General features: G+C 41.8%; 27 protein-coding genes. 16 read left to right on the top strand and 11 right to left on the bottom strand.

Annotated features, from left to right (window positions below; all coding sequences use genetic code 11):
* Positions 1 to 2 precede the first annotated feature (2 nt).
* From QQK06_RS10190 to QQK06_RS10155, 8 genes are all read right to left on the bottom strand, one after another.
* Positions 3 to 467, bottom strand: a complete 465-nt coding sequence (locus tag QQK06_RS10190; protein WP_284244554.1) for a hypothetical protein — start codon at positions 465 to 467, stop codon at positions 3 to 5.
* The gene (locus QQK06_RS10185) at positions 460 to 768 is read right to left on the bottom strand and encodes an EF-hand domain-containing protein (protein WP_284244553.1); all 309 of its coding nucleotides are present in this window, start codon (positions 766 to 768) and stop codon (positions 460 to 462) included. Before QQK06_RS10185 ends, QQK06_RS10190 begins: the two co-directional genes overlap by 8 nt.
* 164 nt (positions 769 to 932) lie before the next feature.
* Positions 933 to 1139, bottom strand: a complete 207-nt coding sequence (locus QQK06_RS10180) for a hypothetical protein (protein WP_284244552.1) — start codon at positions 1137 to 1139, stop codon at positions 933 to 935.
* A 256-nt stretch (positions 1140 to 1395) separates the two neighbouring features.
* The gene (locus QQK06_RS10175) at positions 1396 to 2154 is read right to left on the bottom strand and encodes an isocitrate lyase/PEP mutase family protein (protein WP_284244551.1); all 759 of its coding nucleotides are present in this window, start codon (positions 2152 to 2154) and stop codon (positions 1396 to 1398) included.
* Positions 2155 to 2175: 21 nt separating this feature from the next.
* Positions 2176 to 2706 carry a methylated-DNA--[protein]-cysteine S-methyltransferase gene (locus QQK06_RS10170; RefSeq protein ID WP_284244550.1) on the bottom strand — a complete coding sequence of 177 codons (531 nt, stop codon included), beginning with the start codon at positions 2704 to 2706 and terminating at the stop codon, positions 2176 to 2178.
* Complete coding sequence (locus QQK06_RS10165) at positions 2703 to 4070, bottom strand: DNA-3-methyladenine glycosylase 2 family protein (protein ID WP_284244549.1); 1368 nt, start codon at positions 4068 to 4070, stop codon at positions 2703 to 2705. Before QQK06_RS10165 ends, QQK06_RS10170 begins: the two co-directional genes overlap by 4 nt.
* A 554-nt stretch (positions 4071 to 4624) precedes the next feature.
* Entirely contained in the window at positions 4625 to 4990 is a 366-nt protein-coding gene (locus QQK06_RS10160) for a cupin domain-containing protein (protein WP_284244548.1), read from the bottom strand.
* Between the two features lie 106 nt (positions 4991 to 5096).
* A complete protein-coding gene (locus QQK06_RS10155; RefSeq protein ID WP_284244547.1) occupies positions 5097 to 6053 on the bottom strand; it encodes a LysR family transcriptional regulator in 957 nt (318 codons plus the stop codon).
* A 114-nt stretch (positions 6054 to 6167) separates the two neighbouring features.
* Between QQK06_RS10155 and QQK06_RS10150 the strand changes: the two genes are divergently transcribed.
* From QQK06_RS10150 to fghA, 6 genes are all read left to right on the top strand, one after another.
* Positions 6168 to 7337: an efflux RND transporter periplasmic adaptor subunit gene (locus QQK06_RS10150; protein ID WP_284244546.1), complete on the top strand. Its 1170-nt coding sequence runs from the start codon at positions 6168 to 6170 to the stop codon at positions 7335 to 7337.
* A 9-nt stretch (positions 7338 to 7346) separates the two neighbouring features.
* Positions 7347 to 10502 (top strand): efflux RND transporter permease subunit, encoded by a 3156-nt coding sequence (locus tag QQK06_RS10145; protein WP_284246605.1) that lies wholly within the window; start codon positions 7347 to 7349, stop codon positions 10500 to 10502.
* Positions 10495 to 11901, top strand: a complete 1407-nt coding sequence (locus tag QQK06_RS10140) for a TolC family protein (protein WP_284244545.1) — start codon at positions 10495 to 10497, stop codon at positions 11899 to 11901. Before QQK06_RS10145 ends, QQK06_RS10140 begins: the two co-directional genes overlap by 8 nt.
* Positions 11902 to 11917: 16 nt before the next feature.
* Positions 11918 to 12946, top strand: a complete 1029-nt coding sequence (locus tag QQK06_RS10135; protein WP_284244544.1) for a zinc-binding dehydrogenase — start codon at positions 11918 to 11920, stop codon at positions 12944 to 12946.
* Positions 12947 to 13086: 140 nt separating this feature from the next.
* A complete protein-coding gene (locus tag QQK06_RS10130; protein WP_284244543.1) occupies positions 13087 to 14220 on the top strand; it encodes an S-(hydroxymethyl)glutathione dehydrogenase/class III alcohol dehydrogenase in 1134 nt (377 codons plus the stop codon).
* Positions 14221 to 14229: 9 nt separating this feature from the next.
* Positions 14230 to 15075 carry an S-formylglutathione hydrolase gene (gene fghA / locus QQK06_RS10125; RefSeq protein WP_284244542.1) on the top strand — a complete coding sequence of 282 codons (846 nt, stop codon included), beginning with the start codon at positions 14230 to 14232 and terminating at the stop codon, positions 15073 to 15075.
* A gap of 23 nt (positions 15076 to 15098) precedes the next feature.
* Here the strand turns inward: fghA and QQK06_RS10120 are convergent, their stop codons facing one another.
* Positions 15099 to 15704 carry a LysE family translocator gene (locus tag QQK06_RS10120; protein WP_284244541.1) on the bottom strand — a complete coding sequence of 202 codons (606 nt, stop codon included), beginning with the start codon at positions 15702 to 15704 and terminating at the stop codon, positions 15099 to 15101.
* A gap of 109 nt (positions 15705 to 15813) precedes the next feature.
* Between QQK06_RS10120 and QQK06_RS10115 the strand changes: the two genes are divergently transcribed.
* The 9 genes from QQK06_RS10115 (at position 15814) to QQK06_RS10075 (ending at position 22212) form a co-directional block, all read left to right on the top strand.
* Positions 15814 to 16695, top strand: a complete 882-nt coding sequence (locus QQK06_RS10115) for a LysR family transcriptional regulator (RefSeq protein WP_284244540.1) — start codon at positions 15814 to 15816, stop codon at positions 16693 to 16695.
* A 672-nt stretch (positions 16696 to 17367) separates the two neighbouring features.
* Positions 17368 to 17934: a Der GTPase-activating protein YihI gene (yihI, locus tag QQK06_RS10110; protein ID WP_284244539.1), complete on the top strand. Its 567-nt coding sequence runs from the start codon at positions 17368 to 17370 to the stop codon at positions 17932 to 17934.
* 9 nt (positions 17935 to 17943) lie between these two features.
* Positions 17944 to 18438 (top strand): DUF2489 domain-containing protein, encoded by a 495-nt coding sequence (locus QQK06_RS10105; protein ID WP_284244538.1) that lies wholly within the window; start codon positions 17944 to 17946, stop codon positions 18436 to 18438.
* Positions 18439 to 18471: 33 nt separating this feature from the next.
* Positions 18472 to 18783 (top strand): TraR/DksA family transcriptional regulator, encoded by a 312-nt coding sequence (locus QQK06_RS10100; RefSeq protein ID WP_284244537.1) that lies wholly within the window; start codon positions 18472 to 18474, stop codon positions 18781 to 18783.
* Between the two features lie 103 nt (positions 18784 to 18886).
* Positions 18887 to 20257: an oxygen-independent coproporphyrinogen III oxidase gene (hemN, locus tag QQK06_RS10095; RefSeq protein WP_284244536.1), complete on the top strand. Its 1371-nt coding sequence runs from the start codon at positions 18887 to 18889 to the stop codon at positions 20255 to 20257.
* Between the two features lie 303 nt (positions 20258 to 20560).
* Positions 20561 to 20941 carry a hypothetical protein gene (locus QQK06_RS10090; RefSeq protein ID WP_284244535.1) on the top strand — a complete coding sequence of 127 codons (381 nt, stop codon included), beginning with the start codon at positions 20561 to 20563 and terminating at the stop codon, positions 20939 to 20941.
* A gap of 157 nt (positions 20942 to 21098) precedes the next feature.
* On the top strand, positions 21099 to 21290 hold the full coding sequence (locus tag QQK06_RS10085; protein WP_284244534.1) for a DUF3185 family protein: 192 nt from the start codon (positions 21099 to 21101) through the stop codon (positions 21288 to 21290).
* 131 nt (positions 21291 to 21421) lie between these two features.
* Entirely contained in the window at positions 21422 to 21739 is a 318-nt protein-coding gene (locus tag QQK06_RS10080) for a heavy metal-binding domain-containing protein (RefSeq protein WP_284244533.1), read from the top strand.
* Positions 21740 to 21831: 92 nt separating this feature from the next.
* The gene (locus QQK06_RS10075; protein WP_284244532.1) at positions 21832 to 22212 is read left to right on the top strand and encodes a RidA family protein; all 381 of its coding nucleotides are present in this window, start codon (positions 21832 to 21834) and stop codon (positions 22210 to 22212) included.
* A 175-nt stretch (positions 22213 to 22387) separates the two neighbouring features.
* Here QQK06_RS10075 and QQK06_RS10070 read toward each other — a convergent pair whose 3' ends face one another.
* Complete coding sequence (locus QQK06_RS10070; RefSeq protein WP_284244531.1) at positions 22388 to 22930, bottom strand: DUF1285 domain-containing protein; 543 nt, start codon at positions 22928 to 22930, stop codon at positions 22388 to 22390.
* 287 nt (positions 22931 to 23217) lie between these two features.
* Between QQK06_RS10070 and QQK06_RS10065 the strand changes: the two genes are divergently transcribed.
* Positions 23218 to 23955, top strand: coding sequence for a substrate-binding periplasmic protein (locus tag QQK06_RS10065; RefSeq protein ID WP_284244530.1), 738 nt, complete (start codon positions 23218 to 23220; stop codon positions 23953 to 23955).
* A 30-nt stretch (positions 23956 to 23985) separates the two neighbouring features.
* Here QQK06_RS10065 and QQK06_RS10060 read toward each other — a convergent pair whose 3' ends face one another.
* On the bottom strand, positions 23986 to 24459 hold the full coding sequence (locus QQK06_RS10060; protein ID WP_284244529.1) for a LabA-like NYN domain-containing protein: 474 nt from the start codon (positions 24457 to 24459) through the stop codon (positions 23986 to 23988).

Genomic DNA, 24459 nt, shown 5'->3' with positions numbered 1-24459 from the left:
AACTAAACTCGGGTATTAATAATCGAATCATGGTCTTCAAGGCCAAACTTTTCCAATACCTGAGACAGAATTGCCTGCTTTTCATCGTCAGTTAAGCTACCAGTCTCACTGGCTGATAGCTTTTCTTTCATTAGCTGTGCCAGATAGTCCACCATAGACCCTAATTCCTGCCGATGCTGTGGAGCTGGCGGCTTCTGCAAACCGTTTTTTCGCTTCACACCTGCCAGTTCACCAACGACAGCAGCATCAAAACCGGCAATTGCCATAGTTTGTGCCAGCGCTTTTCCCGGTCGAATACCCGCTTGGGAGAATTGCTCAACAATCGCCAAAGCATCTTGCTCAGATAAACTATCAGCATCAAACTGCTTCAGAGTTTCAGTAACCAGTAATTGCTGCTGTTCGTTTAAACTGTCTTGTTTCGGTAATGAAAATGTACTGGAGTTTTCCATAGTGACTGAATCAATCATGGTCTGCTCCTTGATGATGAGGTGGCTGTGGTGGCTTATGATTAGTAAATTCATGCCTGCTGATCACGCCGTTATTATCAGTATCAATACGGGAAAATACCGCTTTATGTTTACCACGCGGTAGTTTTTTGACAGCAAATTCCTTAAAGGTGATTTTACCATCGCTGTTAGCATCAATCGTTGAAAAGCAAGGTCTTGGTGGATGTACTTCTCTTTCATCTGCTACTTGATGAGCTAATACCGAATTAATACCAGAAAAAGCGAATGCTGCGAATACAGCTGATTTGATAAAGGTGGACATGCTGTTCTCCTGTTAGTACTGAACTTACCGGCAGAATAACAACCAATTTTGCAAAAAATGTGTAAAAAGTTAGCAACTATTGAGCAAATATCAATATCATACTAATAGCTGCTTGAAGACGTGCTAAAAAATTACACCCAGACACTGAGGGCTCTCCACAAGCTCTACAAAGTATCAAACGAATATGCTCCACCAGATAAATGCAGTTGCTTGATTGCTGCCAAAAGCTCTCGATATGAGAGCTTCTCATATCGATTTGCCATGACTCTTAAGCCTATAGAATGAAATAAAAGCACATTCTTATTCTTCAAGCTATTTGCCTGATATTGATGGTGTTTCTTAGCTTTTTTAGCCGCTAACCCGATGGCCATGAGCTAAAACCGCTCGAAACCAAGGCGTTTTAAAACCAGCGTCAGTGACTATAATTGGTTTGCTTGTATCGGCTAATACTTTAGCCAAGTTTGCTAAAAACTATTGATGAGTCGTAGGTTTCTCTTTAGTTTTAATGCATTGTATTTAACTCAACCGCCAAAATGTTGTTGGATATTTGTTAACACTAAACAGTGTAGATCTAACGAAAGCATAAATAGTCATCCACCCCTTTTAATTCCTTATGACATCTAACAATTAAAACAAGGCACTAAAATTCTGTGATTTGAGAATCTGGCTTACGTTTTCTTGATAACTATTTGCCAGCTTTTCGAACAACCAATTCCCCATGCTTAAGCGCTTTACGCCAAGAGACTGCAATTGAACAAAATCACACATGTCAGGCATAGCCAACAGGTTTAACGGCAAAGACGTGCAATTGACTAATAATTGAATATCGGCGTGTTCAACCGCGCAAGGTACAAAAATGCCATCTATATCAACGGTCTGATAAGCAGTGATCCTTGCTATTGCACTCGATAAGGCATCAGGAACACCAATAAGAAAAGGGTCTGTTCTAACGTTAACAAAAATATCGAGATTTTTGTCTATAATGCCCTGTTTAAGGGTGCTTAACAATTCGACAAACTCTGAAGTAGGCAACAACGATCTTGTACCGTTATTGACCGTGCTATCTTCAATATTGATTCCTTTCACGCCAACCGCATGCAACTTTTCGATGTTGGCCAGAATGTCGGCGGGGTTGCGGCTGTATCCAGATTCAATATCAACAGACAAGGGCAGTGCCGTGCGCTTAGCAATTTTTTCGACGATAAAAAACAACTCGTCAAAAGACATATCTTCGCCATCTTCGTAGCCTAGCGAGTTCGCAATTGCGGCACTTGACGTGGCAATTGCTTGTACGTTTAAGCTTTCTGCCAATAATGCTGTTTTCACATCCCACACATTGCAAATGATTAGCGGAGTGTCTTGTTGGTGAAGCGTTTTAAAATTCATGTTGTGTTGTCCTACGTGTTGTTAATCTAAAAATTGCGTTTTTGCCTGTCTAGATGAAATAACCTCATCGAGTTGTGTCTCGTTTTTATCAGGGGCAAGTTCAATACCTTCGTGCGACAACAACCACCTTTTTCGTGCTGTACCACCCGCGTAGCCTGTTAACGTTTTTGAGGCGCCAATTACGCGATGACACGGCACAATCAAGGTTATTGGATTTCTGCCATTTGCGCCGCCTACCGCTCTAACGGCTTTCGGATTATTTAAGCGATTTGCGATATCCATATACGACAGTGTTTGACCAAACGGGATTTCCAATAAAATTTGCCAAACGCGCTGTTGAAAGTCGGTGCCGTTAAAATCTAACGGCAAGTCAAACTTTTTTAGATCGCCGTTAAAATAGGCTGTTAATTGGGTATGGCACTCTTTTGTCAACTCATTGCGTTTTACAGGTTTAATGTTGTCGCCACAAAAAATTAACTGACGGATGCCAGCATCTGACGCTTTATACTCGATCAGACCGAGCGGGCTTTCAAAATAATCGTTGTATGTCATTTCAGTTTATTCCAAAGTTGAAGGTTTAAATAACTCCTCCATGGCGAAGCCAGAGCGGGTTCAAAATCTTGTCCAACAAACTGCTGCGCTTTTTTAATGCCTAAATCGGTGCTTAAATAAATATCAGGGTCACTCGCGCCGCGCATTTGTGCATATTGCATCGTCCAGGGGCCTATCCCTTTAATTGCATGCCAGGTATCAACATGCTGAGGTGATTCTGCATGCACATAATGTTGGCTAAAGCCTTTAAGCGTATTTATTCTGCTTTGTGGTATGTTCAAAAATGTCAGGTCACTTGCCGCCACCGCTTCAGGTGTTGGAAAATACGCGCCTTTTTCATTGGTTTCACCTAATTGAGCGACCAGCTGATTAACGAGTTGTTGCGCCGCAACGACCGAGACATGTTGGCCTAAAATGGCTCTGATACCGGCCTCATACATAGCCCAAATACCAAGCAATCGAATACCTGATGCCAATGTAAAGTTGTCACCAAGTGCACATTGCAAGTTAGCTTCAATGGTCTGTAGATCAGCGTCTAGATCTAATACTCGACGAATATTGTTAACAACCAGCTTTAACACGCTGATATCGTCTAGTTCAATTTCGACATCGAATTTGTGTTTTGCAGGGTGATGCACTGCGTTAAATTTACCTTTATGGCCATGTAATACAAAGTATCTGCCATAGCCCTTGTCATCACACCATTCAACACCTTTTATTGCTCTGGTTTGCAGATACACTTGCATGTGTAGCCAGTCAAACGGTGGGCGATAAAACAACTCCAACGACAAACTCGACGATTTTTTGTTCGATTTGCGACGCATTTCTGTGGGGGTAAGTTTCAACATGGTTTTAAAGCAATCATTGAAACGTCTAATGCTTTCAAAGCCACTCGCCAGTGCTATGTCTGTAATCGGCATATTGGTTTGATGAAGCAGCTTTTTAGCAAATAGGCATTGTTGGTAAAGTGCATAAGTTTTTGGCGATACCCCAAGTTGCTGGTGAAAAAGCTTACGTAGGTAACGATCACTCACCCCTAATCGATCGGCTAAATTGGTAACAGCTGCTTTTTGCAATGCGCCGGCTTCAATCAGCTTTAACGCACGCTCAAGGGTTGCGCCTGTGCCCTTTGATGCGGGAGAACCGGGAGCACTATCGGGTCGACAGCGTAAACAAGGCCTAAAGCCAGCATTGGCGGCGGACATTGCTGTAGGGTGATATTCTACATTAACTTCTTTGGGTGGGTAAACTGGGCAGGTCGTTCTGCAATAGATGCCTGTGGTTTTGACTGCGGTAAAAAATTTACCGTCAAACCTCGCATCTCTGGATAATCTGGCTTTTTTGCATACTTCTGCTGAATACATAGTTTCTTCCCCTAAACGACGTCAGCATTATATCGGTTGTCGAGTATCTTTCTAGCCAGATCCGGAACTGTACGTAAAAAAGGGGCGGTGACTTAGGAATCTCTTCAATTGCATGAACAATAAGTAAAGTTGACAACAATGGCTATAGCTTATTTTTCAGCCGATTCTATAAATTTAACTGTTTATAAGGCTAGAAAAAACGTTCACAGCTAGCTAAGCAAAACAATTGCAAGTGAACATTGGGTAACAGGCTATCTGCTCATTTTACTCTATGTTTTTCCTTCGCTTGCAAGTAAATATCTCAGCCAAGGTTAGTTACCCTTGCACTTGCTCCCATTAAAAGGCTTTCAAGTAACGAGGCTAAAGAAGCTCGTCGTCTAGCGTGCATTTTAAGGCTGACAAGAGTGAGAGTTTTCTTCAGTATAGAGAGTGCATTCATGGTGTTTCCGGTTGGTTATTTTTGTTTGGCGATAGATATGATCACCAAACACCATGAATGTTCCCTTCGATTTAAATTATTTCATTGATATATAAGAATTATTTGTGGGGATAGCTCAGACCCAAACATCATTCTCTGCGGTCAACTCACCGCCGGAATCACCGGTATTTTTTACACCACGCGGTTCAATAAACATTATTTTGCATTCATTTTTCGCGTAAGGTTTATGCTCTACACCTTTAGGTACGACATACATTTCCCCCGCAGCTAAATCGACTTTGCCATCACGAAACTCTATTGTCATTTCTCCCTCAATCACTAAGAAAACCTCATCGGTATCTTGATGATCATGCCAGACAAATTCATTCTGGATTTTTGCCAGTTTAAACTGATAATCATTCATCTCCGCAATCACTTTGGGTGACCAGTGTTCGCTGAACTTGGCGAATTTCTCCTGAAAATTAATAGCAGACTTTGACATTTAATCACTCCTTTATCGCGAAAATGAGTACAACATTACCCATTGATGTGCGAACAGAATAGCGATAAATCAACCAGCTGGATAAACAACAACCCTAAAATACTGTTCAACGGTTGCCACTACCTTGGTACATGCGATCGAAATCTGGAATACCATGTTCCCAGATCGGTTTGTCTTTACCTAGGTATTCACGTACCGCATCAAAAAATAGCTGAGTCCGCACCGGCAAATCCCGATGTGGGTACATGGCATACATGGCATTAAACTCCAGTAATTTGACATTAGTTAACAAAGGCACCAATAAACCATCTCGTACTTCATTCTCTAGAATAAAAGCTGGCGCTATCATAAATACAGTACTAGATAAGGTTTTCATTAACAGTACTTCCGCATCATTGGCACGAAACACACTATTAATACGTTGTTCTTGTACCTGATCATTGGCGTCAAGATAGCGAATACCTTCAACCCTTAGCGAAGTACTGCTATAGCTAGCAGCTGGTAACTCAGCTAACTGTTCCATCTTAGCTGGCATGCCATAGGTTTCAATAAATTCCGGCGTCGCCAAAATCAATAAACGATTACGCGCCAGTTTTCGGGCAATCAGTGATGAGTCTTTAGGTTCACCAACCCGAAATGCTAAATCGAAACCCTCAGAGACTATATCCACCAGTTTATCATCTAAACGAAATTCTACTTCCACTTGCGGAAAACGTTTTTGAAAATCGTTAATCACAGGTTGTAGGTAACGTTTACCAATAATGGTCGAGGAAGTAATTTTTAACACTCCTCTGGGTTCCTGATGATAATTTTCAGCTAAATGTATGGTTTCATTTAATAATAACCGCAATTCCGCCGCTTTTTTTACCATTTCAGCGCCAGCAGCAGTCAATGAGAAAGAGCGGGTCGTACGGTTAAGCAACCTAACCCCTAGATCATCTTCCAAGCGGTTCATTTGTTTGGAAATCACTGAACGATCAATATTACGTACTTCGGCCGCTTTAATAAAAGAGCCTTGTTCAACTATTTCCAACAACATTAATAACCGACTAGTTGTATCCATACTTTTCTCTTAACAAACGTCATTGTTGCCATTTTGGCACTAATGAAATGCTAAATCTAGGGTTTTTGTCACCAGTTGTCTTTCGTAACATAGCGCTATCAAAGGAGAGTTATCATGAAGAAACATTTAATCGCCGTTACCCTAGCTTTTTCCAGCTTGATCTTGGTTGGCTGTTCAGAGCAAGCCAATAACCAAGCAGGCCAACAACATTTACAACCGATAGATGTTGCCCAGGTATTAGTCAAACCAGTACAAAGCTGGCATACCTATACCACACGCCTTGAGTCGCCTGAGCAAGTAGCATTAATGCCGCGCGTATCCGGGGTCATTGACAATATTGCTTTTCATGAAGGTGATGCAGTTAAACAAGGAGATTTATTATTTAAACTCGATGATCGCCCTTTTGTTGCCGTAGTCGATACGCTTAAAGCACAAATTATCAGTGCTAAGGCCGCGTTAGCCCAGGCTAAAAGTGAAGCAAAACGTGCCGCCCGCTTAACAGAGCGTAAGGCTATTTCAACCGAGCAAGCAGAATCTCGCACTTCAACCTTGCGTCAACGTGAAGCACAACTTGCCGCACTGCAAGCACAGTTAACATCCGCACAACTCGATCTAGAATTTACTGCCATTCGTTCACCAATAGATGGCGTGATTTCACGCGCTAATATCACCAAGGGCAATAATGTCTTAGCCGGACAAAGTATATTGACAACTATCGTCTCAAGTGAACGTATGTATGCCTATTTTGATATTGACGAACGGACCTGGAATAGCGCTTTTACCAACATCACAGCCGAAAGCAAACAGCCCGTAGTCATGCAAAAGGTTGGACAGTCAGCATTTACCCATCAGGGATTTATTGATTTTATCGATAATCAAATCGATCCAGCTACCGGTACCTTAAGAGTACGCGCGGTGTTTAATGATGACAATGAACAATTACGCGCTGGCTCTTTCGCTCGTATTAAGTTAGCGGCAAACCGCATTACTGAGCAGGTAATTATTCCTGAGCGTGCCATTGGTACAGATTTGAAAAATCGCTTTGTCTTAACCTTAGGCGAGAACAATATTTTGCAATATAAATTAGTGAAAATTGGTGAGCGTTACGGCAAGTTACGCGCCATTACCTCAGGACTAGAAAGTGGCGATGTTATTGCAGTCAACGGCCCTGCTCGTGTCGGTCCAGGTATGCCGGTTAATCCCAATAATGTTGCCATTGACACTAGTGGTATCGCCTTCACTCTAGCGCCATTAGATCAAGCCAGCTTAGTCGCTAAACAATAAGAGTATATGATGAAATTTTCCCATTTTTTTATTCAGCGTCCGATATTTGCTGCCGTACTATCGCTGATCATATTAATCGCCGGCAGTATTTCACTATTCCAACTGCCTGTCAGTGAGTACCCAGAAGTTGTACCACCAACAGTGGTTGTTACGGCCAGTTATCCTGGTGCTAATCCGTCGGTGATAGCGCAAACGGTAGCAACACCATTAGAACAGGAAATCAATGGTACAGAGAACATGTTATATATGTTTTCTCAAGCCACTAGTGATGGTCGTATGACCTTAACTGTAACTTTTGCCTTAGGCACCGATCTTGACCGGGCACAAGTGCAAGTTCAGAACCGAGTTAACAGTGCGTTATCACGATTACCAGAAGAAGTTCAACGTCTGGGTGTCGTTGCCGAAAAGTCGTCACCCGACCTGACTATGGTGGTGCACTTATATTCACCAAAAAAGACTCATGACACCACCTATTTATCTAACTACGCCGATCTTTATATCAAAGATCAGATCGCCCGCTTACCTGGTGTCGGTGACGTCAAATTATTTGGTGGCGGTCAGTATTCAATGCGAGTTTGGCTAAATCCTGATGCTTTAGCCGCTCGAGAATTAACCGCGATGGATGTCGTCAGCGCATTAAAAGCACAAAACCAGCAAGTTGCTGCCGGTAGTTTGGGCGCGCAACCTGCAAGCAATGACAGCCAATTTCAAGTATTGCTAAATGTCAAAGGTCGTTTAGATAATATTGAAGAATTTGAGCAAGTGATCGTTAAAGTCGGTTCACAAGGTCAAATCACCCGCTTAAAAGATGTTGCTCGTCTCGAATTAGGGCAAAACAACTATGCACTACGCGCAATGTTGGACAGCCAACCCGCACTCGCTATGCCGATCTTCCAACGTCCAGGATCAAATGCGATAGAGCTTTCGGATCAAGTTCGTGAAACTATGGCGACGTTATCGCAAGATTTTCCTAGCGGCGTCGAATATGAAATAGTTTATGATCCAACGGTTTTCGTCCGTGATTCTATTGATGCGGTCATTAAAACCTTACTGGAAGCGATTGCCTTAGTAGTGATTGTGGTAGTAGTGTTTTTACAAACCTGGCGCGCGTCAATTATTCCACTGATCGCTGTGCCAATTTCATTAATCGGTACCTTTGCGGTAATGCAATGGCTCGGCGTTTCTATTAATACCTTGTCACTGTTTGGTTTAGTATTAGCGATCGGTATTGTCGTTGATGATGCGATAGTGGTAGTTGAAAACGTCGAACGTAACATCGAACAAGGACTGTCACCATTGGAAGCAACCCGCGTTGCTATGTCTGAAGTAACCGGACCAATTATTGCGATTGCGCTGGTGTTATGTGCGGTTTTTATTCCAACAGCATTTATCAGCGGCTTGTCCGGACAGTTTTATAAGCAATTTGCACTAACCATTACTATCTCAACGGTTATTTCAGCGTTTAACTCATTGACCTTATCACCAGCATTATCAGCGTTATTACTTAAAAGTCATGAGAGTAAGCCTGATAAGTTAACGCGATTGCTTAATAAGTTATTTGGCGCCTGGTTATTTGCCCCATTTAATAAATTATTTGATCGTGGTGCTCAAGGCTATCAAAAACTAGTACAAAAGCTGATCCGAATGAGTGTAATCGTTATGCTGGCCTATGTTGCTTTGCTTGGCGGTACCATTAAATTATTTGACGCTGTACCCGGTGGTTTTATCCCAGCACAAGACAAGCAATATCTGGTGGCGATTGCACAGTTACCCGATGCGGCTAGCCTAGATCGTACTCAGGCAGTAGTAAAAGAAATGGAACAAATAGCACTGCAAGTACCTGGTGTTGCTCACTCAGTGGCATTTCCTGGTTTGTCGGTCAATGGCTTTACCAATAGTCCAAACAGTGCCATCGTTTTTACACCATTGCAGGCCTTCTCAGAGCGCACCGACCCGAGTCAGTCTGCTATGGCAATCGCAGCACAGCTGAACCAGCGTTTTGCTGCAATTGATGAAGCCTTTGTTGCAGTTTTTCCACCGCCCCCTATTCAAGGACTAGGTACAACTGGTGGCTTTAAATTGCAAATTGAAGATAGAGGCAATAAAGGATTTGAAACTTTGTTTAATAGCTTGCAAGCAGTGATCGGCAAAGCGCGACAAACCCCGGAATTAATGGGTCTGTACTCTAGCTTCCGTATTCAGGTACCACAGATGGATATCGATATTGACCGTGAGCAAGCATTGATCCAGGGCATTCCATTAAATGAAGTATTTAATGCACTGCAAGTTTACTTAGGTTCGGTTTATATTAATGACTTTAATATGTTTGGCCGTACTTACCAAGTGAAAGCGCAAGCAGAAGCAGAGTTTCGTCAGGATCCGGAGCAAATCCTTAATTTGAAAGTACGGAATCGTCAGGGTGATATGGTGCCACTAGGTTCTGTACTGACAGTCACGCCAACTACGGGGCCGGATCGTGTGATGCATTATAACGGTTACCCAAGTGCGGAGCTAAACGGTAGCCCAGCACCTGGCTATAGTTCGGATCAAGCTCAGCAAGCAATTGAAGCCATCTTGGCGGATACACTGCCAAAAGATATCACTTATGAGTGGACAGAAGTAACCTTCCAACAAATACTCGCTGGGAATACCATGGTTTATGTTTTCCCATTAGTCGTGCTGTTAGTCTTTATGGTATTGGCAGCACAATATGAAAGCCTGCGTTTACCACTGGCCATTATTTTAATTGTCCCTATGACCATTTTCTCAGCATTGTTGGGGGTTTGGTTAGTCGGTTCAGATAACAATATATTTACCCAGATTGCCCTGATAGTACTGGTAGCACTGGCTTCAAAAAATGCCATCTTGATGGTGGAGTTTGCTAAAGATAAAAATCAGCAAGGGTTGTCGCATTTTGATGCCATTATCGCTGCCTGTCGCTTACGTTTACGCCCGATATTAATGACTTCTATCGCTTTTACTGCCGGGGTAGTTCCGCTCGTACTGGCAACAGGTGCCGGGGCAGAAATGCGTCATGCCATGGGTAATGCGGTATTTTCCGGCATGATTGGTGTCACCTTTTTTGGCCTATTGTTCACCCCGGTATTTTACATGCTGGTCACTAAGATAAAAGATTCATCTGCTCAGGAGCAAGCGCATGACTAAAAACATCTCTCAGCGCCTAAGCACTAAACTGGCGTTTGGTACCACGCTAATTGCTGCTATGCTTTCAGGTTGCGCCAGTAAAATTGATACTGAGCAGCATCAGCAGCTCATTGAAAACTTTATCGCCGAGGCGCAAATTGCGCCAGAGCTTAGCGGTCAAAGTGAAGTTAACTGGTGGCAGCAATTGCAATCTCCCCAGTTGAATCAGTTGATTAGCCAAAGCTTAGCCAACAACTATGACCTACGCAGCAGTCAATTGCTGCTAGAAAGCGCCCTAGCACGTTTAGGAGCACAAAAAGCGAAATATCTGCCGCAAGGTGGTGTAACGATTGACAGTCAACGGACTAATTTGACCACCCCTTATCAACGTCAGTCCAGTGCGGCGATAGGTTTTGACTGGCAGGTTGATTTATTTGGTCGAATTAGCGCCTTAGTCAATGCAGCTAATGCGTCAGCGATGAGCCAGGCAGAACAATTACGCGCACTACAAATAGAAGTAGTCAGCGCAGTAGTCAAAGGCTATATCAGCTATCAGGGCAACCTGAAAAAGCAACAGATCATTGAAATGCAAATTGATGCCCTCAAACAAAGTATCGAAGTGTTAGCAGCGCAAGTGGAAGAAGGGATGGCTAATGAGCTTGATCTGAATCGTACCCGCGCCCAGCTCAATCAACAACAGGCATTATTACCTGAAATTTCATATGCCCAGTATCGTGATAGCTCAATGCTGGCACTGCTCACCGGACGTCTGGTCAACGATTTATCGTTACCAGATGAACAACAAATATTAGCACAACCCTTTGCTGTTGCTCTGGCGCAGCCTGATCACGCTATCGCCCTGCGTCCGGATATCAGCCGCGCATTATTTGAATTTAGTCAGGCAAATTCACTGAGCGTCGCAGCTGCAAAAGCCTTATATCCAAATATCAGCTTATCAGCCTTTACTGGCGTACTTAGCTTAGGCAATAATCAGTTGAAAGATAGTCAGCACCAATGGCAGGTGGCACCGCAAATTGAATGGTCATTGCTCAGTTATCCGGCGTTATTGGCACAACGTGATGCTCAGCAATTATTAAGTGAGGCTGCTTATAATCATTATCAACAGGCGGTATTAAAGGCAATGAGTGATAGTGAATTATCTTTGCAATCACTGGATAAGCAAGTCAAGCAAAAATACTATGCAGAACGCCGTTACTTGCATGCAAATAAAGCATTTTCTCAGGCTAACGCCATGTATCAAGAGGGACAAATTCCCTACTTAGAGTTGTTAGATGCCCGCCGGGATGTTTTAATAGCACAAGAAAATGCCGTTGACTCGACTATTTCATCACTTATCGCCAAAGTCAGTGCCTATCAGGCATTTAATGGCCGATGGAGTAGCGCGTTAACCACCTTGTAGTATAAAGAGTTTACCGATGTCAAACGCAGCAAACAGCGCCACCTCAGAGTTAGCTAAGACAATGCAGGCCATTGTGCTCGAGCAGCCCAATCAAGCCATGACGTTATCTGAACTCACCATAGCCGTGCCTGATTGCGCAGACAATGAGCTGTTGGTTAAGGTGGAATATGTCGGTTTAAATCCGAATGACGGCTATTACGCAAAAAACGGCTTTTGCCAATGGCAATACCCGCACGTGCTAGGGGTAGATGCTGTTGGCACGGTTGTTAACGCAGCAAAAGGAATTTTTCCAGGTGTTGGCGAACGGGTGATGTGGCATGCCAGCCTCGCCGACCAAGGCGTGCTTAGCGAGTACGCTAAAGTCCCTAATTACGCCGTTGCCGTGATCCCTAAAGGCGTCGCAGGAGAAGAAGCTGCTGCCTTGCCTTGTGCTGGTATGACAGCATTAATCGCTTTAGATAAACTAGAAGTAACACAAGGTGATACCATCTTAATTGAGGCGGGTGCCGGTGCCGTTGGACAGTTTGCCATCCAATTTGCCAAATTACGCGGCGCAGATGTTTTTACCACTGCAGCCAAGCGCAATCATCAATTAGTGAAAAAGCTCGGCGCAGATGTCGTATTTGATTATCAGGATAAAAAACTCTGTGAAAAAATTCGCCGTGAGCTTGGGCCAAACGGCTTTGACGCAGTGCTTGACTCTGTTGGTGGTGAGGCAACAATACGTAATATTGAACTAATGCGTTTTTGTGGCCGTATTGCCTGTTTAAAGCCATTGCCACACTTTGATCAACAACTGATGTATCGCAAAGCCCCCAATATTGGCATAGTTTCACTCGGTGGCGCCTGGCTCACTAACAGTTTATGTGCACAACAGAAAATGAGTTTTATGAGTAATTTACTTCTCGATGGCATCGCCAAAGATAAGTTACAGCTCCCTCAGCTCAACTTAGTCAACTTTAACGCAACCGAGATCAGTCAAGCATTAGCAAAACAACTCGCCGGTGGTTTTACCGGTAAACAAATCGTCAAAGTATGCCAATAAAAATAATCCAAAATTATTCATTTATCACTCAGTTAAGCCAGCAGCAAACCAATGACATTAAATTTCTATAAATTCATTGGTAATTAATCTCTTAGCGTTCATAATTGCACATTACATCGAACCAATAATAGTAAAAAAGTATGAGCGAACAATTTATCAAATCAAAAGCCGCCATTGCCTGGGGGCCTAATCAACCGTTATCGATAGAAGAAGTGGATGTTATGCCACCGAAAGCCGGTGAAGTATTAGTAAAAATTGTCGCATCTGGTGTCTGCCATACCGATGCCTTTACGTTGTCAGGTGAAGATCCTGAGGGAATTTTCCCGGCGATACTCGGTCATGAAGGTGGTGGAATCGTCGAACAAGTAGGTGAAGGAGTCACCAGTGTCAAAGTGGGTGACCATGTTATCCCGTTGTACACACCTGAATGTGGTGAATGTAAATTTTGTTTATCTGGTAAAACCAACCTATGCCAAAAAATTCGTGAAACCCAAGGTAAAGGATTAATGCCAGATGGCACCACGCGCTTTTACCAAAATGGTAAACCTATTTATCACTATATGGGCTGTTCAACCTTCTCCGAATATACCGTGTTACCGGAAATTTCCTTAGCGAAAGTCAATCCAGAAGCACCGCTAGAAGAAGTATGTTTACTTGGCTGCGGTGTCACTACCGGCATGGGTGCGGTGATGAATACCGCGAAAGTCGAACCGGGTGCTACTGTCGCTATTTTTGGTTTAGGTGGTATTGGCCTTTCTGCCGTAATTGGTGCAAAAATGGCGCAAGCAAGCCGTATTATTGCAATCGATATTAACGAAGCAAAATTTGATCTGGCGAAGAAACTCGGCGCCACTGACTGTATAAATTCAGCCAATATCGAACAACCTATTCAGGATTATATTATTGAGCTGACAGACGGTGGAGTTGATTATTCTTTCGAATGTATTGGCAATGTCGACGTCATGCGTTCAGCGCTAGAATGTTGCCATAAAGGCTGGGGCGAATCGGTGATTATTGGTGTTGCCGGCGCCGGTAAAGAAATATCGACCCGACCATTTCAACTAGTCACTGGCCGTGTTTGGCGCGGAACTGCCTTTGGTGGCGTTAAAGGCCGCACTGAATTACCAGACTATGTTGAACGTTATCTAAACGGTGAATTTAAACTACAAGATTTTATTACCCATACTATGCCGTTAGAGCAAATCAATCAGGCATTTGAGTTAATGCATAAGGGTGAAAGTATTCGTTCTGTTGTTCACTTTAAACCGGAATAAACGCTGAAAATGACCATCACAACCATTAATCAACATAAAGTATTTGGTGGCAACTTAACACAGTGCAATCATCAGTCAAACACGGTTAATTGCACCATGCGCTTTTCCGTGTTTATGCCGTCAAGTGCCAGTAAAGAAAATCCGGTGCCAGTACTTTACTGGCTATCGGGACTCACTTGTACCGATGAAAACTTTATGCAAAAAGCTGGCGCGCTGCGAGTTGCCGAACAACTCGGTATCGCTATCGTCGCACCTGATACCAGCCCACGCGGCACGGATGTACCGGATGATAGCAACCAAGCCTATGATTTTGGCTTAGGTGCAGGTTTTTATGTCAATGCCAGCCAAGCACCATGGCAACAACATTATCAAATGTATGACTATATTCGTTATGAATTACCACAACTAATCACACAGCATTTTCCGGTATCTGCGCAACGCGCTATCAGTGGTCATTCCATGGGGGGGCACGGCGCTTTAGTACTGGCATTACGCAATCGCGATTTTTATAGCTCAGTTTCAGCGTTTAGTCCGATTTGTCATCCGGTTAATTGCCCCTGGGGCGAGAAAGCATTTAGCCACTACCTTGGCGATAACAAAGATGATTGGCAACAATATGATGCCAGCATACTAATCAGTAAAACAGGCAGGCAGCTTCCGATGCTGGTACATCAAGGCGGTGGAGATGAATTTCTTGAACAACAACTACAGCCTCAGGCATTGCTCGATGCAGCAAAGCGCAAGCATTATCCGTTAGAATTTAATATGATGGATGGCTATGATCATAGTTACTATTTTATCAGTAGCTTTATCGAGCAGCATTTACAATTTCACGCACAGCATTTTAAACGATAGATGAGCCATGCATGACTTGAGGGCTAACTATAGCCCTCAAGTAAAAAGCTCGTCATCAAGTACAAAGCTAATAACATCAACACACTCCCCATCAGACGATTAAAAGTAAGCATACGCCGCTGATTGTTAAGATAAACACTGACTTTATCCCCTACCAGTGCCCAACTGCTCATCGCAAATAAACAAATCACAAAATAGAGCGTAACAAACACTAGTAACTGCTCAGCTGCATCAATTAAATTAAACGCCGACACTCCGGCTACACTCGCTATCCAGGCCTTCGGGTTTAACCATTGCAATAACATTCCTTGGGCAAAGGTCGGCAACAAATGTTCTGATTGATGCACGTTCACAGAGGCAGAAAAAAGCTTAGCACCAAGATAGAAAATAAAACTGTTACCCGTCAGACACAATGTAGTCAGCCAAACCGAATGTTCTGCAGTAACCACACCAAGCCCTAACCCCACCACTAATAACAGCAAAGTAAAACCTATTACCGCCCCCAGCACAAACGGCATAGTGTGGCGAACACCGTGATTGACACCACTGGCTAACACCATCAAATTAACCGGCCCGGGGGAAATTGACATAGCGAGTGCGTATAAGCACATGGCAATAATTATCGACATGCTTGCTCCTTAACAATTTTTTTCTAGTATAAGAAAGCAAAAAAATATAACTAGATAGGATGATTGAAATTAATTATTCTAATAGATAGTACAATGAGTTGGACAAAAGATGATTGATGAATTACGCGCTATGGCAATTTTTGCGCAAGTAGTAAAGCTTGGTTCATTTCGCGCCGCCGCTAAAGCGCTCAAGCTATCACCATCAGTGGTCAGTTATCATGTTGCTCAGCTGGAACAGCAAGTAGGTACGGCCCTTATCTATCGTTCAACACGTAAACTGTCCCTCAGCCATGAAGGCAAAGTATTAGTTAAACATATCGACACCATGATGCATGCTGCCCAGCAAGGGCTGGATGAGATCAGTCATAGAGAAACAAAACTCACGGGTAAGCTTGCTGTCACCTTGCCAACCGCGCTGATCAAGTCACCAATTACAAAGCAAATATCACTGTTTGCCCATCAACATCCTAATGTTGCATTATCACTACTCTATAGTGATAGCAGAGAAGATATTATCGCCAACGGCATAGATTTAGCCATTAGTGCCGGAGAACTCACCAGCAGTAACCTCAAAGCGAAACGGATAGGGAAAATTCAGCGAACTCTGGTGTGTTCACCTGAGTGTTATGCTCGTTATCAAACACCAACGCAACCGCAACAATTAGCGCAATGGCAATGGTTGAAGCTTGCTATGCTGCCGAATTATCGCGACTTTCAGCACCCAGATTTTGGCAAAGTGAAAGTACCATTTTCCCACCAGCTTAGCGTCAACACTGTTGATGCCATGGTGCAGCTATGCCTGTTAGGTCATGGATTAGCAACACCAGCGAATTATCAGGTTAACGATTTAATTACCCAAGGCCAGCTAGTTCAGGTATTGCCACAATGGCAAATAACCCCAATTCCGCTTTATGCAGTTTGGCCAAATAATGTTGCCGAACGCAGTTTAACTAAACAGTTGCTTACCTTTATCAGCGATAAATCAACCTAAAAAACCGTATAAAAACGAAGATTTTCGTATAAAAACCAGGCGATTTTTGTCATCTATTTGCCATGATTTTTGTAAGACATTGACCATTATTTAATTATTCTTTTGCGCTTTTATATTTTGTAAAAAATCATTTCTTTATAAAAATTAATTGGATAACTAAATTGTAAGAACAAAATAACCAATTTTTTACAAATATCCCTTGTCAGTCCTGCTCACTCCTGTAAAGTATTTGCCAGCTACTCGGTAGCGCTGATAAAAAGGAATGTTGTTGCAGGGAAAGCAAACATATTCTTTGAATATGACAAATTTCGAATAAGGATAATTACCTTACATCAGGAAGATGACTGATTATAAAAGTCCGGGAGGACAATAAGGACAGCCCAAGAAAGCGTCAGGATGACCAAGAAAAAGAAAATCAGGAAACAAAAATAACAACAGGAATTAAGTGTCAGTAACAGGGACTGTGCTAATAAGTTAGGAAAACTACTTAAGAATTGGAAATAAAATATATCGTGGTAACACCACTCATATATTCTCCGAAAACGATGGCTCTGCCATCGTTTTTTTCTTGCTAACAAATAAATTCAACGGGAATCTTGTAATCTCACTAACGATCCCAACAAAAGTAGCGTAAAATATCCGCAGATATTGTAACTATGACTTTTTAGCCAAATGACACGCCAGAAAAAATCAAGAAAACCCGGATTAGCACCAGCTAGCGCCAGCAAAGATAAAAAAGATTTAGCCACGCCTAGCGATAAAAAACCGAAAAAGCTTAAAGGCAGAAAACCCGGCTCGCGCCAGACTGATGCCATTAAAAAATCGAAACAAAAATCAGCGCCGCAAACCAATAAAGACCCTCGTGTTGGCAGTAAAAAACCCATAATGTTGACAAAAGCTCAAGCGCCTGAAGCAGCAAACAAAGCGGTTAAAGCAAAGCCTGCACAGAGAAAAGTTGCCGCAATTAAAGTGCTAGATAACACTCAGGCATTGGAGCAGGAATTTTATGCGATTGAAGAAGATGCGCAATTACAGTCGATCTTCGCTAAGCAGGAACAAGAGCAGCCATTAACCAACGAAGAAATCGATTACTTCAATGAGAAAATGGAGCGTTACCACAATTTACAGCAACAACTTGGCTGGTCAGATGAAGAAGAATCATCAGAACCAACTGGCGAAACAGATGAAGACGCCTTATGGGATAAACTAGATAATAATCATTTATCTGATTACGAATAAGGAGCTGCGATGATTGTAGATTATTGGCCATACTGGCTGGCATTTGCCTGCATGATCGTCATCAGCTTAGCAGTTTATGCTGGCAAACTACTACGCCAACTCAAGCATCAAACAGAACGACAGCAGCAACTAACATTGCAACAGCAGCAGGCGTTAGCGACACACGATAAAAAAATCCTCGATAGCGTAGTCATTATTGTTAGAGCAATGAAAGAAGAGCAATGCGATATCTCGGAAGGATGCTGGCGCTTATCAGTATTGCTCGACTCATTAAAAACCGCCGACGATCTAAGTTTGCAATTTCCTGCTATATTTGAATTATACGGTGCAATAAAGCATATGCCTATTCTTGAAGAACGTAAACAGCTCAGTAAGCAGCAACGAATGAAGTTTGATTTAGAGCGCACCAAGGTTGAAGCTCGCTTACAACCTTCTGTTTTTCAAGCAATAGAAGAATTGCATAATTACGCATTAGCAAAGATCGGAGCACTGTCTAATAGCTGATCTTTGCTAACAAGCTTGGAGTAAGATCTCGTTATGACACAGCAATTAAAACAACAGTTCACCCAACGTATTATTGAATTACAGCAAAGAGTAAGCGCTATTCATCAGGACTTTGCTCAAGGACGCGATGCCGATTGGTCAGAGCAAGCCGGAGAGCGAGAAAACGAAGAAGTACTCAATGCACTAGAGTCGGAAGCAAAAATAGAAATTCAGCAATTATCCAATGCGATAACCAAAATTGATCAAGGGCTTTACGGCATTTGTGAAGAATGTGGAGAAACTATTGCCAGCCAACGTTTAGCAGTGCAGCCCGCTGCTTCTAAATGTGTGCAATGCGCCCAATAGCCTACGCCATACTTCATTAATAATTCACTTAGCTTGCGCTCGATCAATAAGCTTATCGGTTCCTTATTCTATAATCCCCTTGTGATAGAGATAAGGAACCAAAATGCAAGCCAAGCAATTTTTTGATAGCCAGTTATTAAATAAATACAATACCAGTGGTCCTAGGTATACCTCCTACCCGACGGCACTGGAATTTAATCATCAGTTTAATAGCACAGACTTACTTCAGGCGATTGAAAAATCAGATAATAATGAGTTATCTCTTTATATTCACATCCCGTTTTGCCATTCGCTTTGTTACTACTGCGGTTGCAATAAAGTTATCACTCGCCATCGTGATAAAGCAGATATTTACCTAGATTACCTTGCCAAAGAAATCAACTCACGCGCACCACTATTTAAAAACTATACCGTTAAACAATTGCATTGGGGCGGTGGCACGCCAAGCTTTTTAACTCATCAACAAATCACCCAACTGGTTACTCTGTTAAAACACGCGTTTAATTTTGCGGATCAGGTAGAAATGAGTATCGAAATCGATCCTCGTGAAATAGAAATGAATTTAGCCGAGCACTTATATGCTCTCGGCTTTAATCGTCTTAGTATTGGGGTGCAAGACATAGATGAAAAAGTCCAAAAAACTATCAATCGCGTACAATCAACTGAGTTTATTGAGCAATTTATCGCCCACGCCAAGCAAGTAGGCTTTCAATCAATCAATGTCGATTTAATTTACGGTCTGCCACATCAAACCATCGAAACATTCACCCGCACGTTAAATAAAGTGCATGAAATGGATGTCGATCGTATTTCATTGTTTAGCTATGCCCATCTGCCAAGCCGATTTGCTGCGCAGCGTAAATTACGAGATGAATGGCTACCTAATACGCAAGAAAAATTCGCCCTGATGAAACTGGCGATCGAAACCTTATGCGGTTTTGGCTACGAATTTATTGGTATGGACCATTTTGCCAAACCTGATGATGAATTAGCCATCGCTCAAAAAAATGGTACTTTGCACCGTAACTTTCAGGGTTACACCACCAAAGGCAACTGCGATTTGTTAGGACTAGGTGTTTCGGCGATTAGTGCCATAGGTGACAGCTTCAGCCAAAACATTAAAGATTTAAAACCTTATTACCAGGCCATTGAAGACCAAGGTCATGCCCAAGAAAAAGGCATCACTTTAACTCAGGATGATGTAATTCGCGGCGAAGTTATCCGTGAATTAATGTGCAACCTTTATTTAGATAAACAACACATCAATACAAAGTACGGCATCGACTTTGATAGCTATTTTGCCGACGACCTACCGCTACTAGAGACCTTTATCAATGATAAGTTAGTGGTGAACAATCAGCAGGAAATTATCGTTAAACAAAAAGCCCGACTGCTGATCCGCATTATTTGTATGAGTTTTGATGCTTATATGAAACATCACATTAACCAGCAACGCTTTTCACGAGTGATCTAAATATTAAATGCTGTGACAGCTACCAGCAATGTAATTTCAACTGCCCGTAGCAGATGAGCGTGAAGCAGACCTTGAATAAATCGTTTTTTATTAAGCGAATATTTACATCACGAGTCTAATGTATGGCTCGTTTATCTCAACTCTCGTTTTCCACACAGCCTGACTATATTGTAATAAATTAATTCTATTGATAAGGTGCTAAAATAATTAAAAATTTATCCTGATATGTGGTTTGCTTTAAATCGTTGATTTGGCATAACCCGAAATGCTCGATAATAAGCTATTAGGGTTCTGGAGTGTTCAGTGACGAACCAATACCGTTATAAAATGAGTTTTACTCAACCAGATTCAGGAATGAATAAGTGCTCAACTGTAATTGGTGGTGTCGGTATTTTGCTGGGAATGGCGTCACTAGCTTTCTTTGGTAAAGGAAGTATCCATGGATATACGTTGATCTATATCGTGGTTTTAGTTGCATTAAATTTTCTTAGTTACCACGCCCAAATACTTAGAATGGTCACCGCAGTTATTTCTGGAAGCGTATCTCTGGCTTTAATTGCTTATTCATTCCCGGACTTTATATCAAATAATATGATTCGTTCTCAAAAAGGGTTTTATTATGTGCTTGTTGGGTTGTATTCAGCTGGTGTTTGTTTATGTCAAATGAAGGCCATACGGAAATAGAACTCATACAAGGCAATTATCAATGGGATATCTAAAGCTTGGCTGGCGCTCATTCTTCGCTAACTTTAGCTAAGCTTTTGTACGCCCCATATTGTGCCGTTATGCGTTTAGTCAGTTGATACGTTCAACTGTATATTTATAAATTTCAGGAGTTAAAATGAATAACAAAATTATCGGAATAGTCCTTATTATTGCGGGTGTTGTATCAGCTATGTGGGGCTACAATATTTATGATTCTGCTAGCTCACAAGTTACTCGAGCATTAAGTGGGGACACGCCTATTGAGGCTTGGGTGGGAATGGCTGGTGGTATAATTGCGATTTTAATTGGTATTACAAGACTCAAATAATATCAATCAATAAGCACATATTAAGGCATTCAAACGAACTAAAAACAGTTGGCTTTCCGTTCGTGCCTCACTTATTTTAGTCAAACTGTCATTAGCCACTTAACGTGGCGTTATATTTTCAAGGAAGCTTTATGATTTATTCGACCACCGAGTCAATCCCTGGAAGAGAAATAGAAAAAATTGTTGGTGTCGTTACTGGTAATGTTGTTCAAGCAAAGCATATTGGTCGTGACATTATGGCTGGCTTGAAAAGCATTATCGGTGGTGAAATACGCGGTTACACCGAGATGTTAACTGACGCCAGAGATATAGCGATTCAACGTCTTGTTGAAAATGCACAAGAAAAGGGAGCAGATGCTGTTGTAGGTATTCGCTTTACTACAAGTGCAATAATGGATGGTTCATCTGAAATAATGGTCTTTGGAACAGCGGTTAAATTAAAAACATAACTTGGCGCACAAGAACAGACAAAAAAACAGTTGGCTGTTCGCTTCACTAAATTTTAGCCTGTTATTGAGGCGTTATAACTACCTGGAATATTATGAAAAAAATTGTCAGCTCGGGTTCTCATCTTGAAGAGCCAATTGGATTCTCTCGCGCTTGTAGAATTGGAAATTCTATAGCTGTGTCTGGAACCGCTCCGATTGAAAATGGGCAAACAGTGTATGAAGGTGATGTCTACAATCAAACTAAATACTGTTTACAGCTGTCAATAAAAGCAATCGAAGAAGCGGGCGGTAGTCTGCAAGGTGTCATTAGAACACGAATTATGCTTACCGATATTACTCGTTGGGAAGAGGCAGCAAAAGCTCATGGTGAATTGTTTTCTAAAATAAAACCCGCTTGCACTTTTGTTGAAGTAAGCCAATTTATCGATAAATTGTGGCTTGTTGAAACAGAAATTGATTGCGTTGTAATCTAGTTATGACAAGTGCTTTAAATGGACGCAAAACAACAAGCAGCAGCGGGTCTTTGGTGGTTTTAACCCTGACGCGCTGTCGCCAACACAACAATATAACGTCAATAGAAAAGCTAAACTCAAAAGAATTTCACTTAATATCGGACATCGAGCAAAAACAGATACAAACGACTACGCGCTAGTCCACCTCCCCAAGCACATAGCACTGACCATCACTATAAAACGTCAATACTGTTTTATCTGCCAGCTGTTCTTGCTGCGCTAAATCCACCCACTGATAATAGACATTACGATGTACTTTCGCCCTTAAGTTATGTCTGACATTAACATACAAAGCACCCTGCTCATTATCGCTCAGTTGATGTTCACTATTCAGCACAAAGCTATCGCCTAAGTTGGTAGTGAGCTCCATCACCGACTGTTGTTCATCCAACCACTGCCATTGGGTGATAATAAATGGCACATCTTCAACAGTAATTTTCACTTTCTCTACCGGCGTTACCAAAAAGTAATCATCCGCTTCTTTTTTTAGCACTGATGCAAAGAGTTTCACCAATGATAGACGTTTAAAAATAGTGTCCTGATAATACCAGTCACCATTGCTTTTAATGGTCAGTTTAATCTCACCGCAATACGGTGGATCCCATAATTCAACTGGCGGTAATGCTTTTTCATTATCTGCCAATCGAGTGATTTGTTTTGATAATTTATCTAACGCCACCTTTATTCACCTTTTCCATCCAAGTTACGATTATTACATTACTGTTCAGTAACTAATGCGTTAATAATTAAGTCCTTTTTCCATTTATATTGGCTTACTATAGCAAGAAGTAAGCACCTTCACGCTATCCCTGATCATATTCACTAACTCAGGTTATTCATTGTAATATAGATCCGCTTTAACGCTAACAAACAGTACCTGCAAATAAAGACTTATTTATCATCTACTAACCTTGTTCACTATTTACTATACTAGGTAAATACCTCATTAATTAATTGTTTGGGCTTGTGCGCTATCTTCTTACCATCATTTTGTTATTCTCTGGTTTTGCCTCTGCACAGGTTAAACAAACGGTTAGTGTTTACCATTATCATACAAAACCCCCTCTGGTGATAAATATCCAAATCAAACAAGGCTTGTATTATGATTTTACCCGTTACTTAAATACCCGCAGTACTACGCATCATTTTGAACTAGTATTTGTGCCAAGAAAGCGTATTGAACGTATGCTCAAGGATGAAAAACTCCAGGGCATTTTATTAGGAGTGAACCCCGTCTGGTTTAACGATAAAAAAGAAGTTAATTATTTATGGACCGAGAAAATTTTTACCGATAGAGATGAAGTTGTTTCATTGGCTGAGACCCCAATAGAATTTACCACACCTGATTCATTAGCCGGAAAAGTGTTTGGCGGCGTTAGGGGGTTTTATTACTATGGCATAAGTGAACTAGTTAACCGCAATAAAATCAGCCATATTGAAACAGTTAAAGAAGTCGATCTATTTTATATGCTGTTAAATAAGCGCATCGACGCGGCGGTGATCAGCCGTTCCACTCTTGATTATTTAGTGAAAAAAAATAACTGGCAATCCATCTTCCATTTATCCAACAAACCGCACGATATTTATGAACGTCGTGTTTTAGTGCCTAAGCATTTATCACCGGTATTTGATGAGCTAGATACAATAGTCAAAAAACTCCCGAAAGACAAAAACTGGCTTAAAATATTAGCTAGATATAAATAGTCTCAACTTAAATTATCAGAAGCACTTCTTCTACAGTAGCAAGGCTTCATCTATCGGAGAAAATTCATCGGCACTATTAATCAAAGAATTCGCAGTTAACGCTAATACGCCATAAACTTGCGTCTCTACTTGATACTTATCTCTTACTTTCCGCAGCAATAAATCAAAGTCGCCATCACCCGAAAGTAACACTATCTGATCAACGTCATTCGCACACTCCAAAACATCGATAGTGATGCCGACGTCCCAATCACCTTTTGCTGAACCATCAGCGCGTTGAATATAAGGTTTGAGCTTTACACTAAAGCCAATGTGCTTTAATGCCTTTTGAAATTTATGCTGGGCATCATCACTGCGTTCAATCGCGTAGGCATTCGCTACGACAATATCTCCCTGAGCGCTCAATAATTGCCATAGTTTTCGATAATTAAACTGTCGTCTAAAGGTATCTCTGGTGGTGTAATAAATATTTTGTACATCGACAAATACTGCAATTTTCTTCAT

The sequence above is a fragment of the Thalassotalea insulae genome (genome assembly GCF_030161395.1).
Classification (GTDB): Bacteria; Pseudomonadota; Gammaproteobacteria; order Enterobacterales; family Alteromonadaceae; genus Thalassotalea_E; species Thalassotalea_E insulae.
This window is presented reverse-complemented; position numbering and strand designations above follow the sequence as displayed.

Coding starts and splice junctions, on each gene's coding strand:
- QQK06_RS10190 (WP_284244554.1), bottom strand. CDS start 467: ATGATTGATTCAGTCACTATGGAAAACTCCAGTACATTTTCATTACCG.
- QQK06_RS10185 (WP_284244553.1), bottom strand. CDS start 768: ATGTCCACCTTTATCAAATCAGCTGTATTCGCAGCATTCGCTTTTTCT.
- QQK06_RS10180 (WP_284244552.1), bottom strand. CDS start 1,139: ATGGCCATCGGGTTAGCGGCTAAAAAAGCTAAGAAACACCATCAATAT.
- QQK06_RS10175 (WP_284244551.1), bottom strand. CDS start 2,154: ATGAATTTTAAAACGCTTCACCAACAAGACACTCCGCTAATCATTTGC.
- QQK06_RS10170 (WP_284244550.1), bottom strand. CDS start 2,706: ATGACATACAACGATTATTTTGAAAGCCCGCTCGGTCTGATCGAGTAT.
- QQK06_RS10165 (WP_284244549.1), bottom strand. CDS start 4,070: ATGTATTCAGCAGAAGTATGCAAAAAAGCCAGATTATCCAGAGATGCG.
- QQK06_RS10160 (WP_284244548.1), bottom strand. CDS start 4,990: ATGTCAAAGTCTGCTATTAATTTTCAGGAGAAATTCGCCAAGTTCAGC.
- QQK06_RS10155 (WP_284244547.1), bottom strand. CDS start 6,053: ATGGATACAACTAGTCGGTTATTAATGTTGTTGGAAATAGTTGAACAA.
- QQK06_RS10150 (WP_284244546.1), top strand. CDS start 6,168: ATGAAGAAACATTTAATCGCCGTTACCCTAGCTTTTTCCAGCTTGATC.
- QQK06_RS10145 (WP_284246605.1), top strand. CDS start 7,347: ATGAAATTTTCCCATTTTTTTATTCAGCGTCCGATATTTGCTGCCGTA.
- QQK06_RS10140 (WP_284244545.1), top strand. CDS start 10,495: ATGACTAAAAACATCTCTCAGCGCCTAAGCACTAAACTGGCGTTTGGT.
- QQK06_RS10135 (WP_284244544.1), top strand. CDS start 11,918: ATGTCAAACGCAGCAAACAGCGCCACCTCAGAGTTAGCTAAGACAATG.
- QQK06_RS10130 (WP_284244543.1), top strand. CDS start 13,087: ATGAGCGAACAATTTATCAAATCAAAAGCCGCCATTGCCTGGGGGCCT.
- fghA (WP_284244542.1), top strand. CDS start 14,230: ATGACCATCACAACCATTAATCAACATAAAGTATTTGGTGGCAACTTA.
- QQK06_RS10120 (WP_284244541.1), bottom strand. CDS start 15,704: ATGTCGATAATTATTGCCATGTGCTTATACGCACTCGCTATGTCAATT.
- QQK06_RS10115 (WP_284244540.1), top strand. CDS start 15,814: ATGATTGATGAATTACGCGCTATGGCAATTTTTGCGCAAGTAGTAAAG.
- yihI (WP_284244539.1), top strand. CDS start 17,368: ATGACACGCCAGAAAAAATCAAGAAAACCCGGATTAGCACCAGCTAGC.
- QQK06_RS10105 (WP_284244538.1), top strand. CDS start 17,944: ATGATTGTAGATTATTGGCCATACTGGCTGGCATTTGCCTGCATGATC.
- QQK06_RS10100 (WP_284244537.1), top strand. CDS start 18,472: ATGACACAGCAATTAAAACAACAGTTCACCCAACGTATTATTGAATTA.
- hemN (WP_284244536.1), top strand. CDS start 18,887: ATGCAAGCCAAGCAATTTTTTGATAGCCAGTTATTAAATAAATACAAT.
- QQK06_RS10085 (WP_284244534.1), top strand. CDS start 21,099: ATGAATAACAAAATTATCGGAATAGTCCTTATTATTGCGGGTGTTGTA.
- QQK06_RS10080 (WP_284244533.1), top strand. CDS start 21,422: ATGATTTATTCGACCACCGAGTCAATCCCTGGAAGAGAAATAGAAAAA.
- QQK06_RS10075 (WP_284244532.1), top strand. CDS start 21,832: ATGAAAAAAATTGTCAGCTCGGGTTCTCATCTTGAAGAGCCAATTGGA.
- QQK06_RS10060 (WP_284244529.1), bottom strand. CDS start 24,459: ATGAAGAAAATTGCAGTATTTGTCGATGTACAAAATATTTATTACACC.